The sequence below is a fragment of the Carnobacterium sp. 17-4 genome, assembly GCF_000195575.1.
In the GTDB taxonomy this organism is placed as follows: Bacteria; Bacillota; Bacilli; order Lactobacillales; family Carnobacteriaceae; genus Carnobacterium_B.
Map to the genome: position 1 here is coordinate 801237 of NC_015391.1, position 15521 is coordinate 816757.

Sequence of the window (15521 nt, forward strand, 5' to 3'; positions counted from 1 at the left end):
TTAGGAAAATAAAAGACCAAGCAATTAATTGACCATTACTGACCTTTCATGATTATTATTATACACTGACCTTTTTTTGCTTTCAAGTAATTGGCACTATAAATTTTCAGTATTTTCCATTAAACTATTGATATTCAAGATAAATAAAAAAATAAAGCAAGGATGTTTTTAAAATGACAAAAGAAGAACTGCAAATGAAGATGGATCAATTAGTTCAAGGTCAAGTAGACAACATAACAATTGAAAAAAATGATTTTATGACTTTTCGCGAAATTTGGATTAATCATAAAAAAAAGGAACAGATTATTGGAGAGGCTCTGCATAATGGAAATATCATTTATCGGTATAGGTCAATCTAAAAAGCAGTAGATTAAAATTAGGAAATAATAGTTGTTTAAATGAGCAAAAAATGGTATTCTAGTAAATTGTAAGGGCTGTATCAATTGTTTTACTGAAAAGAATTGTTATTGACAGTTAAAACTGGATGTAGTTCTCAAAAATAATATTTATTAAAGGGGATTTTTAATTATGGAAAAACGCGAATTTCACGTAGTAGCTGAAACAGGTATCCATGCACGTCCAGCAACATTATTAGTACAAACAGCAAGCAAATATAGCTCAGATATCAACTTAGAATATAAAGGTAAATCAGTAAACTTAAAATCAATCATGGGCGTTATGTCTTTAGGTGTTGGCCAAGGTGCTGACGTAGTTATCTCTGCTGATGGTTCAGATGAAGCTGAAGCTCTTACAGGAATCGAAGAAACAATGAAGAAAGAAGGCTTAGCTGAATAATGGTTGAAAAATTAAAAGGGATCGCAGCAAGTGACGGTATTGCAGTAGCAAAAGCTTACTTACTAACTGAACCCGATTTAACTTTCAACAAAATTTCAGTTGAGAACTCTGATTCAGAAATTGACCGCTTAAAAACGGCATTAAATAAAGCATCAAAAGAACTTGAGATCATTCGGTCTAAAGCAGCAGAATCTTTAGGCGAAAAAGAAGCCCAAGTTTTTGATGCTCATTTAATGGTTCTTTCTGATCCAGAATTAATCGGGAGCATCGAAAGCTCGATCGTTGACAATAAGATCAACGCAGAGAGTGGTTTAAAAGAAGTAACAGATATGTTTATTGGTATGTTTGAGGGCATGGAAGATAATCCTTACATGCAAGAACGTGCAGCCGATATCAAAGATGTTACTAAACGTGTATTGAGCCACTTGTTAGGTGTCAAACTACCTAATCCTTCAATGATTGATGAAGAAGTGATTGTGGTTGCTCATGACTTAACACCAAGTGATACTGCTCAATTAAATCGTCAATTTGTAAAAGCCTTTGTTACAGACATCGGTGGACGTACATCGCATTCAGCTATTATGGCTCGTTCGTTAGAAATTCCTGCAATTGTAGGAACGAAAGAAATCACTTCTTTTGTTAAAGAAGGAGATCTTATCATCATTGATGGTTTAGAGGGCGATGTAATTGTTCACCCTGAATCAACAGATGTTGAAACTTACGAAAAAAAAGCAAAAGCTTTTGCTGATCAAAAAGCTGAGTGGGATAAATTAAAAGATGAACCAACAATAACTGCAGATGGAAAGCACATTGAACTAGCTGCAAATATTGGTACTCCAAAAGATTTAGTGGGAGTAAAAAGTAATGGTGGGGAAGCTGTTGGATTATACCGTACAGAATTCCTTTATATGGATTCGCCTGATTTTCCTACAGAAGAAGCTCAGTTTGAAGCCTATAAAGAAGTTTTAGAAGGTATGGAAGGCAAAGCTGTTGTTGTCCGTACAATGGACATTGGTGGCGATAAAGAATTGCCTTACCTAACATTGCCACACGAAATGAATCCTTTCCTAGGGTACCGTGCAATTCGTATTTGTTTAGCACAACCGGACATGTTTAGAACGCAATTGCGTGCATTATTACGTGCGTCTGTTTTTGGACAATTACGTATTATGTTCCCTATGATTGCAACTTTGCAAGAGTTCCGTCAAGCTAAAGGAATGCTTATGGAAGAAAAAGCTAAATTAGTAAGTGAAGGCGTAGACGTTTCAAATGATATCGAAGTAGGTATCATGATTGAAATTCCTGCTGCTGCTATTATTGCAGATAAATTTGCTAAAGAAGTTGATTTCTTCAGTATTGGTACAAATGATTTGATTCAATACACCATGGCTGCTGACCGTATGAACGAACGCGTTTCTTACCTTTACCAACCATACAATCCATCAATTTTGCGTTTAATTAAGAATGTTATTGATGCTTCTCACAAAGAAGGAAAATGGACTGGTATGTGTGGAGAAATGGCTGGAGATCAAACAGCTGTGCCACTTCTTGTAGGATTAGGACTAGACGAATTTTCTATGAGTGCTTCAAGTATTCTTAAAACACGTAGTCTAATGAAACGTTTAGATACAAAACAAATGGCTGAGTTAGCTGATAAAGCAATCAATGATTGTGATACTGCTGATGAAGTTGTAAAACTTGTTGAAGCGTACACTAAATAAAGACAGTTAAGCACAAGAATCTAATTGATTCTTGTGCTTTTTTTGTAGGTATTTCATCAAAATGAATGTGTTCTATGTAGTAAAACTGATATACTAGAATCAAATTAAGTTAAGGGAGAGGATGCAAATGACAAAAGCTATCGGATTTATTGGAACTGGGGTCATGGGTTCTTCGATTGTCAAACACTTATTAGCAGCTGACTATGCCGTAACAGTATACAACCGCACGAAGAGTAAGGCTGATGAATTGATTCAGTTAGGGGCTAAATGGGCTGACTCGCCAGCTGAAGTAACGGCTAAGAGTGAAATTATTTTTACGATTGTTGGGTATCCGCAAGATGTAGAAAAAACCTACTTTGGTGAAAAAGGAATCTTTAAAACAGCAACTGAAAACCATATTTTAGTAGATATGACAACAAGTACCCCTACATTAGCTCAAAAATTGTATCAAGAAGGTAAGGAACGAGGGATTGGAGTTCTAGATGCTCCTGTATCTGGAGGAGACCTAGGCGCTAAGAATGGGACGTTGACCGTTATGGTTGGCGGAGAAGAAAGTACTTATGAAAAAATAGAACCTATTTTTAACGTATTTTCTGCTAAAGTAAATTTACAAGGTGAAGCGGGCAGTGGACAGCACACAAAAATGGCTAATCAAATTATGATTGCCGGTACAATGATGGGAATGGCAGAACTTTTAGCCTATGCTAACGCTGCAAATCTAGACCTTAACAAAGTATTGGATACCGTTGGTGGAGGAAGCGCGCAAAATTGGTCATTATCAAACTATGGACCAAGGATTCTTAAAGAAGATTATACAGCTGGTTTTTTTGTAAAACACTTTATCAAAGATTTAAAAATTGCGTTAGATGAGTCTGAAAAGATGTCTTTAGATTTACCCTCTACTCATTTAGCTAAACAATTATATGAAGACTTAGCGTTAAATGGTTTTGAAAATGATGGGACGCAAGCGATTATTAAGTTATGGTGGCCAGAAGGAAAACGCCCATAAAAAAAGTATTAAACAGAGAAACAAAAAATACAGCAGTTCTAAGCATCGTTTGCTTAGAACTGCTGTATTTTTAGCTAAAAGACTATACAGTTTTCGTATGAGAGGCCATATAGTTGTTCAATCGTTTAACAGCTTCTACTAAATTATCCATGCTGGCAGCATAACTTAGGCGGATGTATCCTTCCCCGGCATCTCCAAAAGCTGAACCGGGAATTAACGCTAGTTTATTTTTTTCAGCTAAGTCTACACAAAAATCCATGCTATTTTGGATGTACTCTTTCGGAATTTTTGCAAAAAGATAAAAAGCGCCATTGGGACGTGCTACTTCAAAACCTAATTGAATCAGTTCTTCAAAAAGGTAATCTCTTCTCTTCTGGTATTCTTCTTTCATTGGAATGGCATCATCTATTCCAACAGTTAAAGCAGCCAAAGCAGCTTTTTGAGAAATAGAAGTGGCGCATGTAACCAAATATTGATGAACTTTAATAATTTGTGCAGTAAGTTCTTTTGGTGCAAAGATAAACCCGATTCTCCATCCAGTCATTGCATGTGATTTTGAAAGTCCATTAATCAGAATTGTTTGTTCTCTTAAGTACTCGGCAATAGAGACATGCTCATTGTCGTAAGTTAATTCACTATAAATTTCATCGCTAATAACAAATAGATCATGTTTTTTTAGGACTTCAGCTAGTGCCTTTATTTCTTCTCGCATGTAAGTTACACCGGTCGGATTATTTGGATAGTTTAAAATAATTGCTTTTACAGAAGTACCATGTTCCGTCATTGCATCCTCAATCATCTGAGGAGTTAAGACAAATCCATTTACACTAGTGTCAATAAAAATAGGTGTTGCTTGGCTTAAAGTAATCAATGGTTCATAGCCAGGGAAAATTGGGGAAGGCACCAAAATTTTATCACCTGGGTTTAAAATAGCTAATAAAGAAGCGGAGATGGCTTCAGTAGCACCGATAGTTACTAAAACTTCATTTTCGGGACTATAAGCAAGAGCATATTTCTTTTTAAGAAACCCAGAAGCTGCCACTCGTAGCTGAAGATCACCAGCCATACCTGTATAGTGTGACTCATTGTTGTTAATAGCTTCGATAGCTGCTTCTTTAATATGGTCGGGTGTATTGAAGTCTGGTGCCCCTAAAGTTAATTTAAGCATGCCTTCTATTGGTGACACGCGTTCATCGAATTTTCGGATATCTGAAACTTCGATTTTATAGACTTGATTATTAAAGTGTTCTTGTAATGGATTCATTACTTGGTGCCCCCTTTTGATAATGTATTTTAACTATATTAACATAAGTTCTTCCAAAGGTTCGTTTTTTTTGTGTAAAGATTATTTTTTTATGAAAATAGAGTGAGTTTAATGTCTTTTATATAAAATTCTGTTAGAATGATTACTGAGTTAAGTTTGAAAGGGGCACGAAACTATGACAACTTCACAATTAGTAGGAATTATTCGCCGATTGGAAGCTATGCTAGAAGATACAGAAAGTGAAGTTCAAGTTCGTCGATTTGAAAAAGAAGGAAACGAACGTTGTGTTATTACGTATGATGCAAAACCTGAAACATTTGAATTATTAGAGACTTCTACTCAACAAGTTTATCAATTTGATGATGTAGACTTAGTTGCTATGGAAATATTTGAATTACTTCAAGATTAAAATAGCCTGTTAAAGACATACAAAAAATTCTTTCAAGAATTTTTTTGTACGTCTTTTTTTTTTGTTTATTTCCAAGCTAGTATTTTTTTAGATATTCGTTATACTAGTAATACGTATGATTAAAAAACGATGAGTTAAAGATTGCTTAAACCTCATAAATAGTGCGGGAGAAATTAGCTAAGTAAAGGAGACAAATAATGAAAAAACATTTGCAAATAGGAATTTTAGGCTTTGGAACGGTTGGAAGTGGTGTGTTGCGTATATTGAAACACCATGAACCCAAATTAAACCAAGTGACCGGTGTTTCTTTAAAAATAAAAAAAGTTTTAGTACGCGATATCGATAAAAAGAGAGGCTCAATTGCTGAAGGGATTGAGTTGACTCTGGATGTCGATGAGATTATAAATGACCCAGAAATAGATATTGTAATAGAGGTTATGGGTAGTATTGATGAAGCGAAAACGTATATCAAAAAAGCATTGATAGCTGGAAAACATGTTGTCACAGCAAATAAAGATTTAATTGCGTTGCACGGAAATGAATTGGTCGCATTAGCAAAAGCAAACCAGTGTGATTTGTACTATGAAGCTAGTGTTGCTGGTGGAATTCCGATTCTACGTACGATAGTGGATAGTCTTGCTTCAGATGAAATCCAAAAAGTTTTTGGAATTGTTAACGGAACAACGAACTTTATTTTGTCAAAAATGACGAGTGAAGGAAAAACTTATGAAGAAGCTTTAAAAGAAGCTCAAGAATTAGGTTTTGCAGAAAGCGATCCAACAAATGATGTTGACGGCATAGATGCTGCACGTAAAATGGTTATATTGACGCGTTTAGCTTTTGGTATGAATGTCGAATTAGATCAAATTGAAACAAAAGGAATTCGGGATTTACAACAAGAAGATATTCAGATGGCTGAAAAATTAGGCTATAAAATAAAATTGATTGGTTCGGCAATTCAAATCGAAGAAAATATAAGTGTGGATGTCGGTCCAGTCCTTGTACCAGCTAATCATCCACTGGCAAGTGTTCAAAATGAAAATAACGCTGTTTTTGTTGTTGGTGCAGCGGTGGGGGAAACAATGTATTATGGCCCCGGTGCCGGAGAGTTGCCAACTGCAAATAGTATTGTCAGTGATGTAATTACTGTTGCGAAGAATATTCAGTTAGGTACGAGTGGTAATGTCTTTAGTTCTTACCAACATGAAACAAGCCTTGCACAAGATACTGAAGTAAGCAATAAGTATTATATTGCTATTGAGATGCAAGATAAAACTGGCCAATTTTTAGCGTTAGCAACAGTATTCAGTCAATGCAATAGTGGTTTTGACCAAATTATTCAGCAGCCACATTCAAGTGAAACGGCAAAAGTAGTGATTGTGACACATGAAATAAATAAAGCTCAACAAAAAGAAATTTTAAAAGCACTCAAAGAGTCAAAAGATATGAATCTCCTTGTTTGTTTTAAAGTAATGGAGGGGAAATAATGTATCAAGGTTTACTTGAAAAATATAAAGAACTACTGCCTATTACAGATAAAACGCCTATGATTTCTCTCTATGAAGGAAACACTCCTTTAATTCCACTAACGAATCTCTCAAAAGAACTTGGGATTGAGTTATATGGAAAATACGAAGGGTTGAATCCTACTGGTTCATTTAAAGATCGTGGGATGGTTATGGCCGTAGCAAAAGCAAAAGAAGAAGGAGCGAAAGCAATCATTTGTGCCTCTACTGGGAATACCAGCGCCGCAGCTGCAGCATACGCTACACGAGCTGGTTTAAAAGCGTACATCGTCATTCCAGATGGAAAAATTGCTTTAGGTAAATTAGCTCAAGCAGTCATGTATGGAGCAGATATTATTTCGATCCAAGGTAATTTTGACCAAGCGTTGAAATCTGTTCGGAAATTAGCTAAAACAGAAGCCGTTACGTTAGTTAATTCGGTTAATCCTTATCGTATTGAGGGACAAAAAACAGCAGCTTTTGAAGTATGTGAAGATCTTGGAAAGGCCCCGGATGTGTTAGCTATCCCGGTCGGTAATGCAGGAAATATTACTGCCTACTGGAAAGGATTTAAAGAATGGAATGAACTAAATCAAACAGGATTACCAAGAATGCATGGATATGAAGCAGAAGGTGCGGCTGCTATTGTGCAAGGAAAAGTTATTGAAAATCCTGAAACAATTGCAACAGCTATTAGAATTGGAAATCCTGCTAGCTGGGAATTAGCGGAGAATGCTCGAGATGAGTCTAAGGGTAAAATTGATTTCGTGACTGATGAGGAGATTATCAATGCTTATCGGAAAGTTGCTGCAATGGATGGTGTATTTATTGAACCAGGATCAGCAGCTTCATTAGCAGGAGTGATCAAAGATGTCAAAAGCGGAGCGATAATAAAAGGCGAGACTGTTGTCTGTGTGTTTACTGGAAACGGATTGAAAGATCCAGATACTGCACTTGAAGTGACGACAATTCCTATTTCAAAGATGGATGACTTAGAAGACATGAAAAAACATTTGCAAGCAGGTGTTGAAAAATTATGAAAATAATCGTACCAGGAACAACGTCTAACTTGGGTCCCGGTTTTGATTCATGCGGGTTAGCTTTAAACCTCTATTTGACATTAAAAATAGGAGCTGAAACTGACAGTTGGATCATTCATCACCAGCTTGGAGAAAGTATACCAAAGGATGAAACGAATCTTATTATCCAAACGGCTTTGTCTCTAGTTCCAACTCTTACGCCTAGAGAGTTATGGATGGAAAGTGAGATTCCTGCAACACGCGGATTAGGAAGCAGCTCAGCAGCTATTATTGCAGGTATTGAAATGGCTAACCAATTAGCTGGCTTACAGTTAAGTGATAAGGATAGAGTAACTCTGGCTTCTAATTTAGAAGGGCATCCAGATAATGCTGCGCCCGCTATTCTGGGCGATTTCGTAGTAGCCAGCAAAATTCAAGATTCTGTTTATGCAGTGAAACACACTTTCCCAGATACGGGTATCTTAGCGGTTATTCCAACCGATGAATTATTAACCAAAGAAAGTCGAGATGTGTTGCCAAAAACGCTAAATTATGCGCAAGCTGTACAAGCCAGTTCTATCAGCAATGTAATGATTGCAGCAGTCTTAGCGAATAATCTGAATTTAGCAGGAGAAATGATGGGCAATGATTTGTGGCATGAAAACTACCGTAAAGATTTGGTGCCTCATCTATCTCGAATTCGGAGTCTAGCCAAAAATAATGGAGCTTATGCTACCTTTTTAAGCGGCGCAGGATCAACGGTATTAATTTTAGTACCTTATTCGAAGTTAAAAGAGCTAGAGCAACTATTAAAAGAGATTTTTACAGATGCAGATGTACGACAATTTAGTGTTGAACGAGAAGGTATCCAAGTAAAAAAATAAATCAAAAAAGTCAGAACTTTGTGTTCTGACTTTTTTGATTGGGGCTATAATTTTTCAAAAAGACTATAGGTTTCTGGTAATGCTATGTTTCTATACAAGCAAAGCCGTTCGTTTAATAAATTTATAAAACAGAAAATCTTTTTTATAAATAACTTTTTCATCACTTAAATTATTTGAAAATACAAACTTAAAGTTCGCCGACTATTTTTGAACCATGTAATTCTGTAACGTCAAGGTATTGTTGGATAGCATTTGCATTTTCATTAGTGATGCCTCCGCCAGGAAGAATAAGAATACGATCTTTCGCGTAATCAACTAATTCTTTAAGGTGAGGAAGCGTTTCTTCAATAGGCAAACTCAAATCTCCACCATGAGTTAAAATTCTTTGGACACCATGTTCAACTAACCAATCAATAGCTTCAAATTGTTTTTCAACGGGTATAGCATCGAAAGCCATATGAAACGTTACTTGTAGTCCGTAGGCTTCTTCTAGTAATTGTTCCATGGCATCTTCATCAATCAATTGATCATTGGTCAAACAACCTAATACAATGCCATCTAATCCTAAATTACGCGCTTCAATAATGTCATAGCCCATAATCTTCAGTTCGCTATCATTATAAACAAAATCACCTGAACGAGGACGAATCATAGCCATTAATGGAATCATTTTTTCAGCACAATAAGCGGCTGCTTCATGCATAACGCCCTTGCTGACAGTCGTTCCCCCACTAATCAAGTAATCACATAATTCAATTCTGGTTGCTCCTTGAGCAATGGCTTTAGGAATAAAACTATAATTTTCTAAACATACTTCTTTTAAATACATTTTTATAAACTCCTTTTAAGTGGATGTGGTAAATTGCTGATTCTTTAATCGCTTATTTCATGGTGTAACAATCATTAGTATAGCAAAAAAAAACTAAATTGTTCTATGAAATTCGTAAGATAATTGAAACTAAAGAATGTCTTCGCTATAATAAAGCAGAAATACTAAATCAAAAGTTTTTTTAATTTAAATACGAACGTAAGAATCAGATAGTTTTTTACAGATAAACAGATTTAAAGGATGGTAAATAATGAAAATTTTAATTCAAAAATTTGGCGGTACATCAGTTAAAAATGAAGAAAGTCGATTAGCAGCTGAAAAACACATCGAACATGCTGTTTCATTAGGCTATAAAGTAATTGTTGTTGTATCTGCTATTGGAAGAATGGGCGATCCATATGCAACAGATTCTTTATTGAATTTGATTGATGGAGAAAAAAGCTATTTAGACCTTAGAGAGCGAGACATGCTGTTGTCCGTTGGAGAGACAATCTCAACAGCTGTTTTTACAAATCAATTAAAAAAGAATGGCATCAATGCAGTTGGTTTAACGGGACAAAGCGCTGGTATTCGAACAAATGAAGATTACGGACAAGCAAAGGTGATAAGGGTCGATACTGCAACAATAAATGAGCAATTTAAAACAAAAGATGTAACTGTAGTAGCTGGTTTTCAAGGAGTAAGCGAAAATGGAAATATCACAACAATTGGTCGCGGCGGTAGTGATACGACTGCTGCCTTGTTAGGCGCTGCATTTAAAGCAGAAAGCATTGATATTTTTACAGATGTTTCTGGAATGATGACAGCAGATCCTAGATTAGTGGAAAATGCTCAATTTTTACAGGTCGTAAGTTATAATGAAGTTAGTAATATGGCTCATGAAGGAGCAAAAGTCATTGATCCGAGAGCGGTTGAAATCGCACAACAAGCAGGGATACCGGTTCGGATCCGTTCAACTTATGAAACTGTAACAGATGTGGGAACACTGATCACACATTCAGAAGACCGAAACATTCCACAACGGCTAGTGACAGGAATTGCTCATGTACCTCATTTAGTACAATTTACGATTGAAACAAATGAAAAGCTACAGGAGTCATTGTTCAATCTCTTAGCGCAATCCGGCTTTAGTTTGGATTTCATTAATATATTCCCTGGGAAAATCGTTTTCACTTTACCACAACAGATTAGTGAAAATGCAAAACAATTATTGGATGAACAAAGCGTTATCTATACGACTCACGAAAATTGTGCGAAGGTAGCAATTGTAGGTGCAGGAATAACAGGAGTCCCAGGTGTGACTGCTAAAATTGTAACAGCAATGGCAAAATTGAACATACCCATCTATCAATCTGCCGACAGCTATACAACCATTTGGATTCTTATTGAAGAAAAAAACTTGAAACTAGCATTGAATGAACTTCATGAAGTTTTTTTGCAAATAAATTAAATGAAAAAAATGTAGCTGTTCTTTATAAGTATAAAATAAATCTGCCACATGAGAATTAGCCTAAAAAAGACCGCTAATGATTGTTTTTTTAATAATTTGGCGTATAATTAAGTAAATAGTAAACTTTAGGAGTACTGTAAGAGGTACTCCTATTTTAATGATTAGGGTGAAAAAATGTTAAAGATATTTAAACCGACTTATATGGTAGAAGCGATTTACCATATAACACCAGAACAATTGAAAGAACAAAATGTTAAAGCTATCCTAACAGACTTGGACAATACTTTGATTGCATGGAATAATCCGGATGGGACTGAAGAGTTGATTGAATGGATTAGTCTTATGGAAGAAGCCGGTATTCCTGTAGTGATTCTTTCTAATAACAAAGCAACACGTGTGGAGCGAGTTGCAAAAGTATTACGACTAGACTATGTTTCTAGAGCTTTAAAACCAACAACGATTGGATTTAAAAGAGCGAGTAAAAAATTAAATCTATCCACTGATGAGATTATTATGGTCGGCGATCAGATTATGACGGATATTTGGGGAGCAAACCTTGCTGGGATACGTAATGTATTAGTAAAACCGATAATAAATACAGATGCTTGGAATACTCGACTTAACCGTTTTATGGAGCTGCATATTATGAGATATATGATCAAAAAAGATCCAACTATGAGATGGAGGAAGTCAATAAATGACGACAAAAGAATTAAATAATGAGGAAGAAATCCGTTGTATAGGGTGCGGAGCTATTATTCAAACAACAGACAAAGAAGCTGTAGGATATACACCAGCTTCAGCCTTAGAAAAAGGGTTAGAAAAAGGTGAAGTCTATTGTCAACGCTGTTTCAGATTACGCCATTATAATGAAATCCAAGATGTTCAATTGACTGATGATGATTTTCTGAAATTGTTAAATGAACTGGGTTCGGAAGATGCATTAATCGTGAACGTAATTGATATCTTTGACTTCAATGGCAGTTTGATACCTGGACTACACCGTTTTGTTGGGAAAAATCCAGTATTGTTAGTTGGGAATAAAGTAGACTTACTTCCTAAATCATTGAAGCGTGGTAAAATGACGCAATGGTTACGTGAACGGGCTCATGAAGAAGGGTTGCGTCCAGAAGATGTTTTACTAACGAGCGCCATGAAACCTGCTGAGATGGAAATCTTGCTTGATGCTATTGAGAAACATCGTAAAGGACGTGATGTATTTGTAGTTGGGGTTACCAATGTTGGGAAATCGACATTAATCAACCAAATCATTAAGTCAACTGCTGGCGTACAAGATTTGATTACGACTTCTCAATTTCCTGGAACAACACTTGATCGGATAGAAATTCCGTTAGATGATGGCAAAAATTTAATTGATACACCAGGAATTATCCATCGTCATCAAATGGCTCATGTTTTAGGAGACAAAGATTTGAAGTTGATTGCACCTAAAAAAGAGATCAAACCAATTGTTTATCAATTAAATGAAGGACAAACTTTATTTTTTGGTGGAGTAGCTCGTTTTGATTACTTAAAAGGAGCAAGACATTCATTTACTTGCTTTGTGTCTAATGATTTGAATATACACCGTACTAAATTAGAAAAAGCGGATGAATTGTATCAAAAACAAGTAGGTAAACTATTGCAACCGCCTCGTGAAGATGAGGTTGATGGATTCCCTGAATTGGTTCGATTTGAATTTTCCGTTAAAGAAAAAGCTGACATAGTCTTTGCAGGCCTTGGTTGGGTAACAGTTAATGAGCCTGGATGTGTCGTAGCTGGATGGGCACCAAAAGGAATAGATGTTCTTATCCGAAAATCTTTAATATAATAAACTAGAAATAAAGTAGAAGAGATCACTATGGTCTTAATGGAGTGAATAAAAATGAAGTTAACAGGTAAACAAAAACGTTTTTTAAGAAGCAAAGCACATCATCTAAATCCTATCTTTCAAATTGGGAAAAATGGTTTGAATAAAGAAGTTATCGTACAAATTAATGAAGCTCTAGAAAAAAGAGAATTAATCAAAGTAGGATTATTACAAAATACAGATGAAGTAGCTGAAGATGTTGCAGCTGTTCTTGAGCAAGAAATCGGCTGTGATGCAGTACAAATCATTGGTCGTGTTATTGTGTTATTTAAGAAATCTAATCAAGAAAAATATCAACGTATTTCAAATGAAATTCCACGAGCAAAATAATAAACCGTTTAGTTAGTATATTTTTGGGAAGAAAGGTGATTAGCTTGAAAAGGCAATCTTTTTCTAATAGTAGAACTCAATTAGCAACAGAAATTGAATTTGACATCCAACCAAAAAAAAGAGTTGGTATTCTTGGGGGGACGTTCAATCCTCCTCATATCGGACACTTGATTATTGCGGATCAAGTTTGTCATCAATTGGGGTTAGAAAAAATCTATTTCATGCCAAGTGCAAATCCGCCACATCAAGATGAAAAAAAAGCAATTGAAGCCAATCATAGACTTCGTATGGTTGAATTAGCCATCGAAGGCAATCAAAGATTTGATGTTGAAAAAGCAGAAATTGAACGTGGTGGAAAAAGTTACACCTATGATACAATAGTGAAATTGAAGGAAGAACATCCGGATACAGATTATTATTTTATTATTGGTGGAGATATGGTGGAGTACTTACCAAAATGGTATAAAATAGAAGAATTGGCTCAGCTTGTAGAGTTTGTGGGAGTTAATCGCCCAGGATACAACCTTCTTAGTCCTTATCCAATTATTTGGGTAGATGTACCTTCAATGGATATCAGTTCTACTTCCTTGCGCAAAAATTTAGAAATGAACTGTCCAGTAAACTATTTAATCCCTAGAAAAACGCTAGAGTATATTTGGCGCGAAGGGTTGTATCAAAATGGAAGATAAAATGAATCAATTAATGTATTCGAAAAAATACACAACTCTTACAAGAAACGAATTGATTCAAGCTGTTCAAAATCAAATGAGTAGAAAAAGGTTTCAGCATGTTTTAGGTGTAGAGCAAGCGGCTATTCAATTAGCAGAAAAATATGGTGCCTCAACTGAAGCAGCCAGTATTGCGGCGTTAACGCATGATTACGCAAAAGAACGTAGCGACAAAGAGATGCAAGATTTAATTTATCGTGAACAGTTTGATTTAGAAATGCTTGAATACGGAAGCAATATTTGGCACGGACCATTAGGTGCATTTTTAGTAGAACATGAATTAGGAATATCTGATCCAGATATTCTAAATGCTATTAGACATCACACAATAGGTGCAGAAAAAATGACTGTTTTAGAACAAGTTATTTACGTTGCTGATTATATCGAACCTGGTAGAAATTTTCCTAGTGTAGAAAATGCTCGGAAAATTGCAGCAGAAAATCTACAAGCAGCAGTTCAATATGAAACAAAACAAACCTTGCAACATTTGATTGAAAAAAATAGAAAAATTTATCCAAAAACAATTGCTACTTATAATAAATGGGTAGCAAATCCTTAGGAGGAACAACATGGTAACTGAAAGCATAGAATTAGTAGAATTGATCGTAAAAGCAGCAGATGATAAAAGAGCAGAGGACATCATTGCAATGGATGTTAGCAAAATTTCTATTTTAGCAGATTATTTTATTGTTATGCACGGTAATAGTGAAAAACAAGTTAAAGCTATCTCTGAAGAAATTATTGATAAAGCTGAAGAAGCTGGAATTGACGTAAGAAGAGTTGAAGGACGTGATTCATCTAAATGGTTGCTAATTGACCTTGGAGATGTCGTTGTCCATGTTTTCCACTATTCAGAACGTTCATTTTATAATCTTGAAAAATTATGGAGTGATGCTCCGTTGGTAGACATCACTAAGATGGTCTAAATTCAATGAGTTATCAAACATTTGCACAAGTATATGATGCGATTATGGATGAAACCCTTTATGATCGTTGGGGGCAATTTGTTGATAAGCACCTTCAAAATAAAAAAACGAATGTGTTGGAACTTGCTTGTGGGACGGGTGCGTTAGCTGTAGCACTTTCTAAAAGAGGCTACACTGTAACAGGACTAGATTTATCTGACAACATGTTGAGTTTAGCCAATGAACGAGCAATGGCAGAAAAAATAGACCTACCTTTAATTCAAGCAGACATGATGGAACTATCTGAAATTGGTCAGTATGAAGCTGTTACATGTTTTTCAGATTCATTATGTTACATGCCAAATGAGGAAGCTGTATTAAAAGTTTTCCAACAAGTATATAATGTATTAACAGAATCAGGAACGTTTTTGTTTGATGTTCATTCGACTTATCAAACGGATACCGTATTTCCAGGATATATGTTTAACGACCAATCTGAAGAAATTAGTTTTTTATGGAAAAGTTATGCGGGTGAAGTACCTCATTCTGTCGAGCATGACCTGACATTCTTTGTTTATGATGAAGAATTAGATCTTTATGAACGTTACGATGAAACGCATAATGAACGGACTTATTCAATCGAACAGTACAAAGATATGCTTTCAAAAGCTGGCTTTTCTTCAATTGAAGTAAGTGCTGATTTTGGAGATGCTGAAGTAATTGAAGAAAGTCCACGTTGGTTTTTTGTTTGTACGAAATAAATGGCTTATAAATGAAACCTTTTTAATGGAAAACAGAAAAAT

Annotated in this window: 18 protein-coding genes; 16 read left to right on the forward strand and 2 right to left on the reverse strand. The window is 35.5% G+C overall.

Going from position 1 to position 15521, the window contains the following annotated elements:
• Positions 1–173: 173 nt before the first annotated feature.
• From CAR_RS03885 to CAR_RS03900, 4 genes are all read left to right on the forward strand, one after another.
• Positions 174–359 (forward strand): hypothetical protein, encoded by a 186-nt coding sequence (locus CAR_RS03885; protein ID WP_013710408.1) that lies wholly within the window; start codon positions 174–176, stop codon positions 357–359.
• Between the two features lie 169 nt (positions 360–528).
• Positions 529–795 carry a phosphocarrier protein HPr gene (locus CAR_RS03890; protein ID WP_013710409.1) on the forward strand — a complete coding sequence of 89 codons (267 nt, stop codon included), beginning with the start codon at positions 529–531 and terminating at the stop codon, positions 793–795.
• Positions 795–2516, forward strand: a complete 1722-nt coding sequence (gene ptsP / locus CAR_RS03895; RefSeq protein ID WP_013710410.1) for a phosphoenolpyruvate--protein phosphotransferase — start codon at positions 795–797, stop codon at positions 2514–2516. The genes CAR_RS03890 and ptsP overlap by 1 nt, the downstream gene beginning before the upstream one ends.
• Before the next feature lie 127 nt (positions 2517–2643).
• Positions 2644–3525 (forward strand): NAD(P)-dependent oxidoreductase, encoded by an 882-nt coding sequence (locus tag CAR_RS03900; RefSeq protein WP_041556157.1) that lies wholly within the window; start codon positions 2644–2646, stop codon positions 3523–3525.
• 82 nt (positions 3526–3607) lie between these two features.
• Here the strand turns inward: CAR_RS03900 and CAR_RS03905 are convergent, their stop codons facing one another.
• A complete protein-coding gene (locus tag CAR_RS03905) occupies positions 3608–4789 on the reverse strand; it encodes a pyridoxal phosphate-dependent aminotransferase (protein WP_013710412.1) in 1182 nt (393 codons plus the stop codon).
• A gap of 175 nt (positions 4790–4964) precedes the next feature.
• Here CAR_RS03905 and CAR_RS03910 point away from each other — a divergent pair, with 175 nt between their 5' ends.
• From CAR_RS03910 to thrB, 4 genes are all read left to right on the forward strand, one after another.
• Positions 4965–5198: a YkuJ family protein gene (locus tag CAR_RS03910; protein ID WP_013710413.1), complete on the forward strand. Its 234-nt coding sequence runs from the start codon at positions 4965–4967 to the stop codon at positions 5196–5198.
• A gap of 197 nt (positions 5199–5395) precedes the next feature.
• A complete protein-coding gene (locus CAR_RS03915; RefSeq protein WP_013710414.1) occupies positions 5396–6685 on the forward strand; it encodes a homoserine dehydrogenase in 1290 nt (429 codons plus the stop codon).
• Positions 6685–7743 carry a threonine synthase gene (gene thrC / locus CAR_RS03920; RefSeq protein WP_013710415.1) on the forward strand — a complete coding sequence of 353 codons (1059 nt, stop codon included), beginning with the start codon at positions 6685–6687 and terminating at the stop codon, positions 7741–7743. Before CAR_RS03915 ends, thrC begins: the two co-directional genes overlap by 1 nt.
• A complete protein-coding gene (gene thrB / locus CAR_RS03925) occupies positions 7740–8606 on the forward strand; it encodes a homoserine kinase (RefSeq protein ID WP_013710416.1) in 867 nt (288 codons plus the stop codon). The genes thrC and thrB overlap by 4 nt, the downstream gene beginning before the upstream one ends.
• 187 nt (positions 8607–8793) lie before the next feature.
• Here the strand turns inward: thrB and CAR_RS03930 are convergent, their stop codons facing one another.
• Positions 8794–9435 carry a copper homeostasis protein CutC gene (locus CAR_RS03930; protein WP_013710417.1) on the reverse strand — a complete coding sequence of 214 codons (642 nt, stop codon included), beginning with the start codon at positions 9433–9435 and terminating at the stop codon, positions 8794–8796.
• A gap of 250 nt (positions 9436–9685) precedes the next feature.
• Between CAR_RS03930 and dapG the strand changes: the two genes are divergently transcribed.
• The 8 genes from dapG to CAR_RS03970 all read left to right on the forward strand — a co-directional run bounded on the left by dapG (position 9686) and on the right by CAR_RS03970 (position 15479).
• The gene (gene dapG / locus CAR_RS03935) at positions 9686–10885 is read left to right on the forward strand and encodes an aspartate kinase (RefSeq protein WP_013710418.1); all 1200 of its coding nucleotides are present in this window, start codon (positions 9686–9688) and stop codon (positions 10883–10885) included.
• Positions 10886–11059: 174 nt separating this feature from the next.
• The gene (locus CAR_RS03940; protein ID WP_041556158.1) at positions 11060–11605 is read left to right on the forward strand and encodes a YqeG family HAD IIIA-type phosphatase; all 546 of its coding nucleotides are present in this window, start codon (positions 11060–11062) and stop codon (positions 11603–11605) included.
• Positions 11583–12716 (forward strand): ribosome biogenesis GTPase YqeH, encoded by a 1134-nt coding sequence (yqeH, locus tag CAR_RS03945; RefSeq protein WP_013710420.1) that lies wholly within the window; start codon positions 11583–11585, stop codon positions 12714–12716. Before CAR_RS03940 ends, yqeH begins: the two co-directional genes overlap by 23 nt.
• A 54-nt stretch (positions 12717–12770) precedes the next feature.
• Entirely contained in the window at positions 12771–13085 is a 315-nt protein-coding gene (gene yhbY, locus CAR_RS03950; protein ID WP_013710421.1) for a ribosome assembly RNA-binding protein YhbY, read from the forward strand.
• A 44-nt stretch (positions 13086–13129) separates the two neighbouring features.
• On the forward strand, positions 13130–13774 hold the full coding sequence (locus CAR_RS03955) for a nicotinate-nucleotide adenylyltransferase (protein ID WP_041556159.1): 645 nt from the start codon (positions 13130–13132) through the stop codon (positions 13772–13774).
• Positions 13764–14372, forward strand: coding sequence for a bis(5'-nucleosyl)-tetraphosphatase (symmetrical) YqeK (yqeK, locus tag CAR_RS03960; RefSeq protein ID WP_013710423.1), 609 nt, complete (start codon positions 13764–13766; stop codon positions 14370–14372). The genes CAR_RS03955 and yqeK overlap by 11 nt, the downstream gene beginning before the upstream one ends.
• A gap of 10 nt (positions 14373–14382) precedes the next feature.
• Positions 14383–14739 (forward strand): ribosome silencing factor, encoded by a 357-nt coding sequence (gene rsfS, locus CAR_RS03965; protein ID WP_013710424.1) that lies wholly within the window; start codon positions 14383–14385, stop codon positions 14737–14739.
• Between the two features lie 5 nt (positions 14740–14744).
• A complete protein-coding gene (locus CAR_RS03970; protein WP_013710425.1) occupies positions 14745–15479 on the forward strand; it encodes a class I SAM-dependent DNA methyltransferase in 735 nt (244 codons plus the stop codon).
• Positions 15480–15521 lie beyond the last annotated feature (42 nt).